Origin of the sequence: Pseudomonas palleroniana, assembly GCF_022836895.1 — a bacterium.
Taxonomy (GTDB): Bacteria; Pseudomonadota; Gammaproteobacteria; order Pseudomonadales; family Pseudomonadaceae; genus Aquipseudomonas; species Aquipseudomonas palleroniana.
The window spans coordinates 1,232,136-1,244,164 of sequence record NZ_CP092411.1; the positions used below are offsets into that span (position 1 = coordinate 1,232,136).

Annotated in this window: 16 protein-coding genes; 9 read left to right on the forward strand and 7 right to left on the reverse strand. The window is 63.2% G+C overall.

The window, feature by feature from the left end; all coding sequences use genetic code 11:
* Nucleotides 1-16 precede the first annotated feature (16 nt).
* The 4 genes from MJP36_RS05535 to MJP36_RS05550 are packed head-to-tail and all read right to left on the reverse strand — an operon-like array spanning nucleotide 17 to nucleotide 3,137.
* Nucleotides 17-538, reverse strand: coding sequence for a DUF3299 domain-containing protein (locus MJP36_RS05535; protein WP_060755267.1), 522 nt, complete (start codon nucleotides 536-538; stop codon nucleotides 17-19).
* 11 nt (nucleotides 539-549) lie between these two features.
* Nucleotides 550-1,815, reverse strand: a complete 1,266-nt coding sequence (locus tag MJP36_RS05540; RefSeq protein ID WP_090365588.1) for an ABC transporter permease — start codon at nucleotides 1,813-1,815, stop codon at nucleotides 550-552.
* A gap of 1 nt (nucleotide 1,816) precedes the next feature.
* Entirely contained in the window at nucleotides 1,817-2,527 is a 711-nt protein-coding gene (locus MJP36_RS05545) for an ABC transporter ATP-binding protein (protein WP_060755265.1), read from the reverse strand.
* 4 nt (nucleotides 2,528-2,531) lie between these two features.
* Nucleotides 2,532-3,137, reverse strand: coding sequence for a DUF2796 domain-containing protein (locus MJP36_RS05550; protein ID WP_104996091.1), 606 nt, complete (start codon nucleotides 3,135-3,137; stop codon nucleotides 2,532-2,534).
* 130 nt (nucleotides 3,138-3,267) lie between these two features.
* Here MJP36_RS05550 and MJP36_RS05555 point away from each other — a divergent pair, with 130 nt between their 5' ends.
* The gene (locus tag MJP36_RS05555) at nucleotides 3,268-3,609 is read left to right on the forward strand and encodes a hypothetical protein (RefSeq protein ID WP_244385006.1); all 342 of its coding nucleotides are present in this window, start codon (nucleotides 3,268-3,270) and stop codon (nucleotides 3,607-3,609) included.
* On the opposite strand, the gene trxA is transcribed toward MJP36_RS05555, so the two are convergent.
* Genes trxA through MJP36_RS05570 form a run of 3 tightly spaced genes read right to left on the reverse strand, consistent with a single transcriptional unit; the run spans nucleotide 3,606 to nucleotide 5,625 of the window.
* Entirely contained in the window at nucleotides 3,606-4,478 is an 873-nt protein-coding gene (gene trxA / locus MJP36_RS05560; RefSeq protein WP_060755262.1) for a thioredoxin, read from the reverse strand. The two genes, MJP36_RS05555 and trxA, sit on opposite strands and share 4 nt — an antisense overlap.
* 32 nt (nucleotides 4,479-4,510) lie before the next feature.
* On the reverse strand, nucleotides 4,511-5,173 hold the full coding sequence (locus MJP36_RS05565; RefSeq protein ID WP_244385007.1) for a class I SAM-dependent methyltransferase: 663 nt from the start codon (nucleotides 5,171-5,173) through the stop codon (nucleotides 4,511-4,513).
* Nucleotides 5,170-5,625: a YbaY family lipoprotein gene (locus MJP36_RS05570; RefSeq protein ID WP_060755258.1), complete on the reverse strand. Its 456-nt coding sequence runs from the start codon at nucleotides 5,623-5,625 to the stop codon at nucleotides 5,170-5,172. Before MJP36_RS05570 ends, MJP36_RS05565 begins: the two co-directional genes overlap by 4 nt.
* A gap of 139 nt (nucleotides 5,626-5,764) precedes the next feature.
* On the opposite strand from MJP36_RS05570, the gene nrdR reads away from it, so the two are divergent.
* The 8 genes from nrdR (at nucleotide 5,765) to MJP36_RS05610 (ending at nucleotide 12,007) form a co-directional block, all read left to right on the forward strand.
* Complete coding sequence (gene nrdR / locus MJP36_RS05575; RefSeq protein WP_029299433.1) at nucleotides 5,765-6,229, forward strand: transcriptional regulator NrdR; 465 nt, start codon at nucleotides 5,765-5,767, stop codon at nucleotides 6,227-6,229.
* Nucleotides 6,226-7,365: a bifunctional diaminohydroxyphosphoribosylaminopyrimidine deaminase/5-amino-6-(5-phosphoribosylamino)uracil reductase RibD gene (ribD, locus tag MJP36_RS05580; protein WP_060755257.1), complete on the forward strand. Its 1,140-nt coding sequence runs from the start codon at nucleotides 6,226-6,228 to the stop codon at nucleotides 7,363-7,365. The genes nrdR and ribD overlap by 4 nt, the downstream gene beginning before the upstream one ends.
* A gap of 45 nt (nucleotides 7,366-7,410) precedes the next feature.
* Nucleotides 7,411-8,073: a riboflavin synthase gene (locus tag MJP36_RS05585; protein ID WP_104996087.1), complete on the forward strand. Its 663-nt coding sequence runs from the start codon at nucleotides 7,411-7,413 to the stop codon at nucleotides 8,071-8,073.
* 15 nt (nucleotides 8,074-8,088) lie between these two features.
* A complete protein-coding gene (gene ribBA / locus MJP36_RS05590; RefSeq protein ID WP_060755255.1) occupies nucleotides 8,089-9,180 on the forward strand; it encodes a bifunctional 3,4-dihydroxy-2-butanone-4-phosphate synthase/GTP cyclohydrolase II in 1,092 nt (363 codons plus the stop codon).
* Nucleotides 9,181-9,268: 88 nt separating this feature from the next.
* Complete coding sequence (ribH, locus tag MJP36_RS05595) at nucleotides 9,269-9,745, forward strand: 6,7-dimethyl-8-ribityllumazine synthase (RefSeq protein WP_003194576.1); 477 nt, start codon at nucleotides 9,269-9,271, stop codon at nucleotides 9,743-9,745.
* Nucleotides 9,742-10,242: a transcription antitermination factor NusB gene (nusB, locus tag MJP36_RS05600; RefSeq protein ID WP_090365597.1), complete on the forward strand. Its 501-nt coding sequence runs from the start codon at nucleotides 9,742-9,744 to the stop codon at nucleotides 10,240-10,242. Before ribH ends, nusB begins: the two co-directional genes overlap by 4 nt.
* An 18-nt stretch (nucleotides 10,243-10,260) precedes the next feature.
* Nucleotides 10,261-11,226: a thiamine-phosphate kinase gene (gene thiL, locus MJP36_RS05605; protein ID WP_244385008.1), complete on the forward strand. Its 966-nt coding sequence runs from the start codon at nucleotides 10,261-10,263 to the stop codon at nucleotides 11,224-11,226.
* Nucleotides 11,227-11,281: 55 nt separating this feature from the next.
* Nucleotides 11,282-12,007, forward strand: a complete 726-nt coding sequence (locus tag MJP36_RS05610) for a substrate-binding periplasmic protein (RefSeq protein ID WP_244385009.1) — start codon at nucleotides 11,282-11,284, stop codon at nucleotides 12,005-12,007.
* The last annotated feature ends 22 nt before the right edge of the window (nucleotides 12,008-12,029 follow it).

Here is a 12,029-nt window from a genome sequence, read left to right on the forward strand (position 1 = left end):
GAATGGGCAATCAGCGCTAGTCCGGCAGTTCGTAGACGTAAATCTTCTCGGCATCCATTTGGTAACCGGCATCCGCCAACTCGCTGGTGGAGGGTTTGACCTGCATTGAACCCTCGATCCAATACGGTTGGTAGAGCTCATCGAGCTTCACGCCGATTTCGCTTTTCACATGCACGATCTGGTTCGACGGCGGCGGCGGTACGTGAATGCACGCGCCGAAATACGGCACCAGCAGAAACTCGGTGGTGCGGCCTTCTTCGCTGACTTCCAGCGGCACGATATAGCCCGGCAAGCGGATATGCTGGCCGTCCAGGCTTTGCACTACCGGCGCGTTGGGCAGTTCCTGCTTGGCCGCGGGCGCGGCCTCGACCGACAAGGCATCGGCCATGTTCGACAGGTCGTGCAACGGTTTCATGTTGGGGATTTCCGGTGGCGCATCCGGCGGGATCATCTCCTGCCAGGACAGGTCCTTGGGCTGGTCGGCGGACCAGGCGGGCACGCTCACCAGCAGCAACAGCGCAAACAGGGCACGACGCATCGAAGCCTTCCTCATAAACGGATCGACAGGCCATCGGCCAGGGATTGCCGATAGGCGCGCCACGCGGGCACGCTGCCCATCAACAACGCTGCGCACAGGATACCGGCGAGCAATGTCCATTCATATTCGCTCGGCCACGACATCGGCAAGTCCAGCCCGTAGTTGGCCTGCAAATACCCACGCGATGCGGCGATGCACAGGTACAACAAGCCCACGCCCGCCACCACGCCGGACAACGCCAGGGCGAAGGCTTCAAAGATCAGCAGCGTGGCGATATGCCAAGGCCGCGCGCCCACCGAGCGCAATATCGCCATTTCGCGGCGACGTTCGTTGAGGCTGGTGAGGATCGCCGTGAGCATGCCGATCAAACCGGTCAGCACCACAAACAACGAAATCACGAACAGCGCCTTTTCGGCGGTGCCCATCATGCTCCACAGCTCTTGCAAGGCCACGCCCGGCAAGATCGCCAGCATGGGCTCGCCACGGAAATCGTTGATTTCCCGTTGCAGGGCGAAGGTGGAAATCTTGTTGTTCAGCCCGAGCATGAACGCCGTGATGGCCTGCGGGGTGAGGTCCATATTGCGCGCCTGATCGGCACTGATGCGGCCTTTGCCCTGGGCCGGTACGCCGTTGTGCCAGTCGATATGGATCGCTTCCATGCCGCCGAGGCTGATGTGCAGCGTGCGGTCTACCGGAGTGCCGGTGCGCTTGAGAATGCCGACCACGGTGAACGGCTTGTCATCGTGTTTCACCAGGCTGACGACCGCCACGCCGTGGGCCAGTACCAGCTTGTCACCGAGTTTGTAATGCAGCGCGTCGGCCACTTCGGCGCCCAGTACCACTTCGAACGGGTCGGTGGCGAAAGCGCGGCCGCTGGCCAGTTCGAGGTTCTGTTTGCGGCCGTACTGGTAATGCTCGAAATAGGACTGGTTGGTGCCCATCACGCGGTAACCGCGATGGGAGTCACCGAGGGAAATCGGGATCGCCCACTTCACTTGCGGGCTGGCGGCGAAGTGCTCGAAGCTGTCCCAGCGGATGTTGTTGGTCGCGTTGCCGATGCGGAACACCGAATACAGCAACAGGTTGACCGAGCCTGAGCGGGCGCCGACGATCAAATCGGTGCCGCTGATGGTGCTGGCGAAGCTGTTGCGCGCTTCGGTGCGTACCCGCTCCACGGCGAGCAACAAGCACACTGAAAGCGCGATGGCGAAGGCGGTGAGGATCGCGGTAAAGCGGCGGTTAGCCAGGCTGGCCATGGCTAGACGGAACAGATACATCTCAAACCTCTGCGGGCGTGGCGGCGCGATTGAGTTCGGCCAGCGACAGGTTGCGGTCGAACAGCGGTGCCAGGCTCTGGTCGTGGCTGACAAACAACAGACTGGCGCCCGCTTCGCGGCATTCGGCGAACAGCAACTGGATGAACGCTTCGCGGGCGTCATGGTCCAGGGCCGAGGTGGGCTCGTCGGCGATCACCAGTTCCGGCTGGCCGATCAGCGCACGGGCGGCGGCCACCCGTTGCTGCTGGCCGATGGACAGCGAGTCGGCGCGGCGCTCCAGCAGGTCCGGGGCGTTGAGCCCCAGATGCGCGAGCAAGGTGGCAGCCGCCTGATCGACACTGCCGTGACGCTGAACCGCCCGTTGCGCGCGCAGCCTGGAGAAGTGGCAGGGCAGCTCGACGTTCTCGCGTACCGACAGAAACGGCAGCAGGTTGAACTGCTGGAAGATATAGCCGGTGTGGTCGACGCGGAAACGGTCGCGGGCACCCGCCGACAGTTCGGTGAGTTCCTGGCCGAGCAGGCGGATGCTGCCGCGGCTGGGTTTCTGCACGCCGCCCAGCAACCCGAGCAGGGTGGTTTTGCCGCTGCCGCTCGGGCCTTTGAGGAACAGGGTTTCACCCGCTTCCAGGCGGAACGCGGGAATGTCCAGCAACTGGGGGTGACCCGGCCAGTTGAAGCCCAGGTCAGACAGTTCGATCAATGCTTGGGTCATGTGTTCAGAACTTCAGGGTGGCTGCGGCGGCCGTCGCTTCAACACCTTGCTGGCCGCTCGGACCGATCAGTTGTACCTGGATTTTCTGGGTCGCGGGGAAGGTCTTGAACACTTGCGTCAGATCAAGGTTGCTCAATGCCGTCGGCGTGGCGCAGGTGAATTGATAGTGGGCGTGGATCTCGCTGTGATCGTGATGATGCTCGTGAGCGGCGGCGCCTTTGCCGTCGGTGGCATGGTCGTCATCGTCGTCGTCATGCTCGGCTTCCGGCTTGTCGCCGAACAGCGGGCTGTTGAGTTCCTGGGTGCTGATCACGCAGCCGGCGGCCTTGGGCAGGTTGAACAGCGCCAGCGGGTTTTCCAGCTGTTTGCGTGCGGCGGCGACCTTGGCCTTGTCGGCGGCGGTGCTGGCCTGGTGTTCGAAACCCACGAGGTTCATGGCCGGGCTGTCGAACTCCACTTCCAGCGCCTGGCCGTCGAGCACGGCGTTAAGGCGGCCGACCCCGTGCTCATGGGCGCCGAGGCTGCCATGTTCATGTTCGTGATCATCATGAGCGTGGGCGACAGCCAATGGCAGCAGGGCAAACGGCAAAGCGAGCAGCAGACGGCGCATGAGAAGGCTCCAGAACATGAAAGTTTTGTTATGTGATCTTATAACAATGTGTGCAGAGTTTGACCGCCCGCTTGGCGTTGCGCAAGCCGCGTGGGAGCATGCCTGTCAGAAAAATGCAGGAGGAAGGACGATGTTGCGAATTCGTGGAACCGTTGGCGATCTGCCGGTGGATTTGACCCTGGAGCTGGACGACGCCGACTGGGCCCGGCTGGGCGCGCAGTTGCAGGCCGCCCCGGCGCCCCTCGCGCCGACTGCTGCGCCAGTCAAGCAGACCGATGATCTATGGCAGAAGGCCCAAGACCTGTTGCGCCAGGCCGGGCAACTCAGCGGGCTGGAATTGCTCGATCAACTGGAAGGGCTGGCCGGCGATGCCGCGTCCGGCAAGCGCCTGTTGGTGCGCTTGCGACACAGTGCCCATGTCAAAGTCGCCAGCGGCGGGGACACACCGCTGTACCGTTGGGTCGAGGCTTAATACAGCGCGGCGAACAACTTGCGGCGGTATGCCGTGACCAATGGGTGGTCGTTGCCGAGCAATTCGAACACCTGTAGCAGGGTTTTGTGCGGCAAGCCTTCGCTGTAGCTGCGATTACGGATAAACAGTTTCAGCAAGCCTTCCAGCGCCGCGTCGTACTGCTGGCGTGCCAGTTGTTGAATCGCCAGCTGATAGGCGGCTTCATCGTCCTGCGGGTTTTGCGCCAGGCGGCTTTTCAGGTCGGCGGCGTCCGGCAGGTCGGCCGCCTGGCGCAGGAAGGTGATCTGTGCCTTCGCCCCGGCGAGTGCGGCTTTGTGATCGTCGCTTTTCACGGCATCCAGCACCGCCTGGGCTTCGCCCAATTCACCGCGTTCGGCCAGGCAGCGTGCGTACAGGATCAGCGCGGCGGCGTGGGTGTTGTCCTCGCCCAGCAGTGCGACCAGCACCGCTTCGGCCTCGCTGATACGCCCTTCGGCAAACAGCGCCTGAGCCTGTTCCAGCGGATCGGCCGCAGCCGGTGGCGGCATCTGCACATGTGGCTCCAGCATCGCCCGCACCGCCGACTCCGGCTGCGCTCCGGCAAACCCGTCCACCGGCTGGCCATCCTTGAACAACACCACCGTCGGCAGGCTGCGAATGCCAAAACGCGCAACGATATCCTGCTCGGCCTCGCAGTCGACCTTGGCCAACAGCAACTCGCCCTGATAACTCTCGGCAATCTGCGCTAACAGCGGCATCAACGCCTTGCACGGGGCACACCACTCGGCCCAGAAATCCACCAACACAGGCTTGTGGAACGAGTTTTCGATGACTGCCTGATCAAAGGTGGCAGTGGTGGCATCGAAGATGTACGGCGTGGGCTCACTCATGGGGCGTCTCGAATAAAGCGGGAATGGCGCAACTATAAGGGCTGGCGCCGCGAATGGTACAGGCTCACCTTGCGAAACTCCCAAGGCTCGGCCAGGTCGGGCAGTGTCAGTGCATCAAGGATCTGCAACCGCCGATAATCCGGGTGCTGGAAGTCCCTGACCCGCGAGTCGGCCACCAGTGCTTCGCGGCCACGGGTGAGGAATTGATCCAGCAGCGGCAGGTTGGCCCGGTCGTAGAGCACGTCGGCCACCAGGATCAGGTCGAAGCGGTCGGCTTCGGCGAAGAAGTCTGCCGAATAACCCAGCGTCACACCGTTGAGTTCGGCATTGGCCCGGCAGGCGGCCAGCGCCAGTGGGTCAAGGTCACAGGCCACCACTTCGCGTGCGCCCGCCTTGACGGCGGCAATCCCGGCCACGCCGGAGCCGGCGCCGAAGTCCAGTACGCGTTTGTCGGCAACCCACTCGGGGTTGGCCGCCAGATATCGCGCCAGTGCCAGGCCGCTGGCCCAGCAGAAACTCCAGTAGGGCGGCTCATGCAGGATACGCCGGGTTTCTTCCTGGCTGAATTCGCGGTCCATGTTGTCCGCATCCAGCAGCCACAATGACAACTCGGTGCCCGGCAGCGGGCAGGGCACCAGTTGGGCGTCGCCGATCAGCTCGCTGAGGGCGCGCTGCAGAGGCAGCGGTGGCGTCATGGTGCCTTGACGAGTTGCAAGGGACCGGTGGTCTGGGTAATCGCCTGGGTGATACGCACGGCAGGCAGGTGCAGGATCAATTGACCGGACTGGCTGGCGCGGCCGCGTAATTCAACCCGCGCACCGGCCGGGAACGCCTCGGGGTTGAAGCGCAGGCGGAAGGCCAGGGGCTTGCCGTTGGCGGACAACACGCTGCTGGCGAGCAATTGTTGCGGGCGGTTGCGCTCATCGATCACCAGCAGTGCCAATTCGACTTCGGCATTGGCCGGCACGCCGTTGAGGATGCCGCTGATTTCCCGCTGATACGCCGGCAAGGGGCCAAGGTCTTCAATACCCGGGACTTTTTTCTCTTGGGCTGGTGTCGGTTGAGGCGCGGTCGGCTTGGGGGCTTCGCTGCTGCAGGCGACCAGAAAACTGAACAGGCCGAGTAAAACCAGTGGTCGTAACTGCATGTACGGCTCCAGAAGTGACAAAATCCGTGGTTTGAAAATCAAGAAACATAATAGCCCGCCTATATACCGTAAAGGCTATGGCTTGTCTTGCCACGGGGATGCGCTACCATGGCCCTCCCTTTTTTTGTTGCCTGCCACCATGCACTGTCCCTTCTGCGGTGCCAACGACACCAAGGTCATTGATTCGCGTCTGGTCGCCGAGGGCGATCAAGTGCGTCGCCGGCGCGAATGCCTGGCCTGCGGTGAACGTTTCACCACCTTCGAAACCGCCGAACTGGTATTGCCGCGTCTGATCAAGTCCGACGGCAGCCGCCAGCCTTTCGACGAAGACAAACTGCGCGCCGGTATGCAGCGCGCCCTGGAAAAACGCCCGGTGAGTGTCGAGCGGCTGGAGGCGGCGCTGGTGCACATCAAGCACAAGCTGCGCGCCACCGGCGAGCGCGAGGTCAAGAGCCTGGTGGTTGGAGAACTGGTGATGGGCGAGCTGCAAAAGCTCGACGAAGTCGCCTATATCCGTTTCGCCTCGGTGTATCGACGCTTCCAGGACCTCAATGAGTTCCGCGAAGAGATCGACCGCCTGGCCCGTGAGCCGGTCAAAGAATGAACCCGTCTTCCACTGCCGAGCAGGCTGTCCTCGACGCTCATTACATGGCCCGCGCCCTGGAACTGGCGCGCAAGGGCCTGTACACCACCCACCCCAACCCGCGTGTAGGCTGCGTGATCGTGCGCGATGGGCAGGTGGTCGGCGAAGGCTGGCATGAGCGCACCGGCGAACCCCACGCCGAGCCCAACGCCCTGCGCGCCGCCGGCGACAAGGCGCGTGGCGCCACGGTGTACGTGACCCTTGAACCCTGCAGCCATCATGGGCGTACCCCGCCGTGTGCGGATGCATTGGTGAGTGCCGGTGTGGCGCGTGTCGTCGCCGGGATGCAGGACCCGAACCCGGAAGTGGCCGGGCGTGGCATGCAGCGCCTGGCTCAGGCCGGTATCGAGGTGCAGAGCGGTGTGCTGGAAGCACAGGCGCGTGCACTGAACCCGGGCTTCCTCAAACGCATGGAGCACGGCCTGCCGTTTGTGCGGGTCAAGCTGGCAATGAGCCTGGACGGCCGCACCGCCATGGCCAGCGGCGAAAGCCAATGGATCACCGGCCCGGCTGCCCGCGCCGCCGTGCAACGCCTGCGTGCCGAAGCCAGTGTGGTGCTGACCGGCGCCGACACCGTGTTGGCCGACGGCGCACGCCTGACCGTGCGTGCAGCCGAACTGGGCCTGGATGAGGCGACCACCGCTTTGGCCATGTCGCGTCCGCCCTTGCGCGTGCTGATCGACGGCCGCCTGCGCGTGCCGCTTAACGCGCCGTTCTTCAAGGCCGGCCCGGCCCTGGTCATCACCTGCGTCACTCCGGAGAATCAGTTCCCACGCGGCCCTGAATGCCTGGTGGTGCCGGGGGTTGATGGCCAGGTCGACCTGCGTTCGGCCTTGGTTGCCCTGGCCGCGCGTGGCGTCAACGAGGTGCTGGTGGAGGCCGGTCCGAGCCTGGCAGGTGCCTTCGCCCAGCAGGGGCTGGTGGACGAGTACGTGATTTTCGTCGCCGGCAAGTTCCTTGGCTCCGCCGCCCGGCCTTTGTTGGACTGGCCGCTTGAGAAACTGGCGGATGCCCCCCAACTCAAGATCACTGAAATGCGCGCTGTGGGCGACGACTGGCGAGTCACTGCCATTCCTTTGCCAGTAGCGAGCGTATAATTTCCGGCCTGCGCCCGGCGCAGCCCCGTTTTCCAGGAGAAGGCCATGTTCACCGGCATTATCGAATCCATCGGCAGCATCCGCGCCATGACCCCAAAAGGCGGCGATGTACGCCTGCTGGTTGAAACCGGCAAGCTCGACCTCGACGACGTCAAGCTGGGCGACAGCATCGCCGTCAACGGCGTATGCCTGACGGTCATCGAATTGCCGGGCAACGGCTTTGCCGCCGACGTCAGCCGGGAAACCCTGGACTGCACGGCGATGAATGACCTCAAGGCGGGCAGCCCGGTCAACCTGGAAAAAGCCCTGACGCCCACCACCCGCCTGGGCGGTCACCTGGTCAGCGGCCATGTCGACGGCGTCGGCGAAGTGGTGGCGCGCAGCGAAAACGCACGTGCCGTGGAATTTCGCATCCGGGCTCCCAAAGAGCTGGCCAAGTACATCGCCCATAAAGGCTCGATCACCGTCGATGGCACCAGCCTGACCGTTAACGCGGTCAATGGCGCCGAGTTTGAATTGACCATCATTCCCCACACGCTCAGCGAAACGATCATGGCCTCGTACCAGCCGGGTCGCCGGGTGAACCTGGAAGTGGACTTGCTGGCCCGTTACCTGGAGCGCCTGCTGTTGGGCGAAAAGGCCGCAGAGCCAACCGGTAGTAACATCACTGAAAGTTTTCTGGCCGCTAACGGCTACCTGAAATCCTGACCAAGGGGGTGCCGCGTGGCGCTCAATAGCATCGAAGAACTGGTTGAAGACATCCGCCAAGGCAAGATGGTCATCCTGATGGATGACGAAGACCGTGAAAACGAAGGCGACATCATCATGGCCGCCGAGGCCTGCCAGCCTGAGCACATCAACTTCATGGCCAAGCACGCCCGCGGGCTGATCTGCATGCCCATGAGCCGCGAGCGCTGCGAGTTGCTCAAGCTGCCGTTGATGGCGCCGCGCAACGGCTCGGGTTTCGGCACCAAGTTCACGGTTTCCATTGAGGCGACCACCGGCGTCACCACCGGTATCTCCGCCGCTGATCGCGCACGCACTGTGCAAGCCGCCGCCGCCAAAGATGCCAAGGCGGAAGACATCGTCAGCCCGGGTCACATTTTCCCGTTGATGGCCCAGCCGGGCGGCACCCTGGCACGTGCCGGCCACACCGAGGCGGCCTGCGACCTGGCGCGCATGGCCGGTTTTGAGCCGAGCGGGGTGATCTGCGAGGTGATGAACGACGACGGCACCATGGCCCGTCGTCCTGAGCTGGAAGCTTTTGCCGCTGAACACAACCTCAAGATCGGCACCATTGCCGACCTGATTCACTACCGCATGATCCACGAACGTACCGTTCAGCGGATTGCCGAGCAGCCTCTGGACAGCGAACTGGGCCAATTCAATTTGGTGACCTACCGTGATTCAGTGGAAGGCGACGTGCACATGGCCCTGACCCTGGGCAACATCTGCGCCGAAGAACCGACCCTGGTGCGGGTGCACAACATGGACCCGCTGCGTGACCTGCTGATGGTCAAGCAACCGGGGCGCTGGAGCCTGCGGGCCGCCATGGCTGCGGTTTCCGAGGCCGGCAGCGGTGTGGTGCTGCTGCTCGGTCACCCGCTCGATGGCGATGTGCTGCTGGCGCATATCCGCGAAACCGCCGACCACGCGCCGGTGAAAAAACCGACCACCTACAGCATCGTCGGTGCCGGTTCGCAGATCCTGCGTGACCTCGGTGTGCGCAAAATGCGCCTGATGAGTGCACCGATGAAATTTAATGCGATATCCGGTTTCGACCTGGAAGTTGTAGAATACGTGCCCTCCGAATAAAGGCCGGCGATTTTTGCCCCTTGTTCGCGGTTAAATCATCACTAAGGGGCGCCTTTTTCGCGTCCCGGCTCTTTAAGAGATTTGTCGAATGACCCTGAAGACCATCGAAGGTACCTTCATCGCCCCCAAAGGCCGCTATGCCCTGGTGGTTGGCCGCTTCAACAGCTTCGTGGTTGAAAGCCTGGTAAGCGGTGCCGTGGACGCCCTGGTTCGCCATGGTGTGAGCGAAAGCGACATCACCCTCATCCGTGCCCCTGGCGCCTTCGAAATTCCGCTGGTTGCGCAAAAAGTCGCACAGCAGGGTGAATACGCGGCGATCATCGCCCTGGGCGCGGTCATTCGTGGCGGTACTCCGCATTTCGAATACGTGGCTGGCGAATGCACCAAGGGCCTGGCCCAGGTATCCATGGAGTTCGGCGTACCGGTTGCCTTCGGCGTGCTGACCGTTGACTCCATCGAGCAAGCTATCGAGCGCTCCGGCACCAAGGCCGGTAACAAAGGCGCCGAAGCTGCCCTGTCCGCCCTGGAAATGGTCAGCCTGCTGTCGCAGTTGGAGGCCAAGTGATTTCCGACGAGAGCGATCGTTTCAACCCACGCGACCCACGCCCAGCGGACGCCGGCAAGCCATCGAAGAACGAGAAGCGTCGTGCTGCTCGTCAGCTGGCGACCCAGGCGCTGTACCAGCGCCACCTGGCGGGTGCTTCGTTGAACGAAATCGAAGCGCAGTTTCGCGTCGACAACGATTTTACCTTTGCCGACCTGCCGTACTTCCACGACATCCTGCACGGTGTGCATGCCCACCTGAGCGAGATCGATGCGGCCCTGGCACCGTGCCTGGACCTGACCATCGAAGAGCTGGACCCGGTTGAACTGTGCGTGATGCGCTTGTCGGCCTGGGAACTGCTCTATCGCGTCGACGTACCGTACCGCGTGGTGATCAACGAAGGCATCGAGCTGGCGAAAGTCTACGGTTCGACCGACGGCCACAAGTTCGTCAACGGCGTGCTCGACAAGCTGGCCCCGCGCCTGCGTGAAGCCGAAGTGAAGGAACATAAGCGCTGATTTGCGCTTGAGTCCCTGATGGGTGAGTTCGAGCTGATCCGCAACTACTTCGCCGCCGCGCCGTGTGCGCAAGGCGGCGAAGGCATTGCCCTGGGGATCGGCGACGACTGCGCCTTGCTGGCGCTCCCGCCTGGGGAGCAGCTGGCAGTTTCCACGGATACGTTGGTGGCCGGCGTGCATTTTGCCGACCCTTGCGATCCGTTCCTGCTCGGCCAGCGCTCGTTGGCTGTGGCGGTGAGCGACCTGGCTGCCATGGGCGCCAACCCTCTCGCGTTTACCCTTGCCCTGACGACGCCGACGGTCGATGCCGATTGGCTGCAACGCTATGCCCAGGGTTTGAACGCCATGGCCCAACGCTGCGGCGTGAGCCTGGTGGGTGGCGACACCACCCGTGGGCCGCTGAGCCTGACCCTCACGGTATTGGGGCGTGTCCCGGCTGGGCAGGCGTTGACGCGCGGCGGGGCACGGCCGGGCGACCTGCTGTGTGTGGGCGGTGAGTTGGGCAACGCTGCTGGTGCCTTGCCGCTGGTGCTGGGCCAACGCAGTGCACAGGCGGCCATCGCCGATCCGTTGCTGGCGCATTACTGGTCGCCACAACCGCAGCTGGCCTTGGGGCTGGCGTTGCGGGGCAAGGCCACGTCTGCGATGGATATCTCCGACGGGCTGCTGGCCGATTGCGGGCATATTGCCAAGGCGTCATCTGTCGGCCTGTTGGTCGAACGTCAGAAACTGCCACTGTCCACGGCCTTGCTGGCGTTTGTCGGCGATGACGAGGCGCGTGTGGCCGCCTTGAGTGGCGGCGACGATTATGTGCTGGTATTTACCTTGCCACCGGCCCAGTTGGCGCCGCTGCAGGCCGACGGCTGGCCGATCCATGTGATCGGTCGGGTCGAGGCGGGGCAGGGCGTGAAGCTGCTCGATGTAAACGGGCAGGACATCACCCCGGCCGTGCGGGGCTATCAGCATTTTTGCGAAACGCCATGAACCGGCGAGCTGCGCTACCCTTTATACGGTCCACACTGTGTTGGAGACCGTCACCATGCCTATGCGTCACTGGCTGCTGATTGCGTTGTGTGCCGTCGCCCCGCTGGTGCAGGCGGATGAAGCGTCGCCCCCAGGCAAGATCATGCTGGCCAGCGAGGAATGGAACGACTACACCAACGCGGATGGTACGGGGCTGGCCTGGGACGTGTTACGTCAGATCTTCGAGCCGGCAGGCATCACCTTGCAACACCGCAGCGTGCCTTATACGCGCTCGGTCGGCCTGGCCCAGCGCGGCGAAGTGGATGGCTGGGTGGGGTCGTACCGCAACGAAGCCGATGGCGTGCTGTACCCCCACTGGCACTTTGACTCGGATCACATCTACGCCCTTGGGCTGGCCACCGCGCCGATACCGAGTATCGCCACGCTGGGCAACTATCGTCTGGCCTGGGTGCGTGGCTACAAATATGAGGCGTACCTGCCCAATGTGAAGCGCTTCCACCCGATTGAGCGGCGCAGCGGCATTCTGCCGATGCTGCAATACGGCCGTGCCGACTTTTATATCGATGCGCTCCCCGAAGCCCAATACATCCTGGCTCAGGCAGACGACCCCACACAATTCAAACTCACCCATATCGCCGAACTGCCGGTGTACGTGGGCTTTGCCGATAACGAGCGGGGGCGTGCCCTGATGGCGGTGTATGACCAGCGCATCGCTGTCCTGGTCAAAAGTGGTGAGCTGAAGCCGATTTTTGCGCGCTGGAAACAGCCCTATCCGTTCTGACCTGCATAGAACCAGGACGAAG

What these genes read in the sequence shown, in the direction of transcription:
- MJP36_RS05535 (WP_060755267.1), bottom strand. Translation starts at nt 538, where the DNA reads ATGCGTCGTGCCCTGTTTGCGCTGTTGCTGCTGGTGAGCGTGCCCGCC.
- MJP36_RS05540 (WP_090365588.1), bottom strand. Translation starts at nt 1,815, where the DNA reads ATGTATCTGTTCCGTCTAGCCATGGCCAGCCTGGCTAACCGCCGCTTT.
- MJP36_RS05545 (WP_060755265.1), bottom strand. Translation starts at nt 2,527, where the DNA reads ATGACCCAAGCATTGATCGAACTGTCTGACCTGGGCTTCAACTGGCCG.
- MJP36_RS05550 (WP_104996091.1), bottom strand. Translation starts at nt 3,137, where the DNA reads ATGCGCCGTCTGCTGCTCGCTTTGCCGTTTGCCCTGCTGCCATTGGCT.
- MJP36_RS05555 (WP_244385006.1), top strand. Translation starts at nt 3,268, where the DNA reads ATGTTGCGAATTCGTGGAACCGTTGGCGATCTGCCGGTGGATTTGACC.
- trxA (WP_060755262.1), bottom strand. Translation starts at nt 4,478, where the DNA reads ATGAGTGAGCCCACGCCGTACATCTTCGATGCCACCACTGCCACCTTT.
- MJP36_RS05565 (WP_244385007.1), bottom strand. Translation starts at nt 5,173, where the DNA reads ATGACGCCACCGCTGCCTCTGCAGCGCGCCCTCAGCGAGCTGATCGGC.
- MJP36_RS05570 (WP_060755258.1), bottom strand. Translation starts at nt 5,625, where the DNA reads ATGCAGTTACGACCACTGGTTTTACTCGGCCTGTTCAGTTTTCTGGTC.
- nrdR (WP_029299433.1), top strand. Translation starts at nt 5,765, where the DNA reads ATGCACTGTCCCTTCTGCGGTGCCAACGACACCAAGGTCATTGATTCG.
- ribD (WP_060755257.1), top strand. Translation starts at nt 6,226, where the DNA reads ATGAACCCGTCTTCCACTGCCGAGCAGGCTGTCCTCGACGCTCATTAC.
- MJP36_RS05585 (WP_104996087.1), top strand. Translation starts at nt 7,411, where the DNA reads ATGTTCACCGGCATTATCGAATCCATCGGCAGCATCCGCGCCATGACC.
- ribH (WP_003194576.1), top strand. Translation starts at nt 9,269, where the DNA reads ATGACCCTGAAGACCATCGAAGGTACCTTCATCGCCCCCAAAGGCCGC.
- thiL (WP_244385008.1), top strand. Translation starts at nt 10,261, where the DNA reads ATGGGTGAGTTCGAGCTGATCCGCAACTACTTCGCCGCCGCGCCGTGT.
- MJP36_RS05610 (WP_244385009.1), top strand. Translation starts at nt 11,282, where the DNA reads ATGCCTATGCGTCACTGGCTGCTGATTGCGTTGTGTGCCGTCGCCCCG.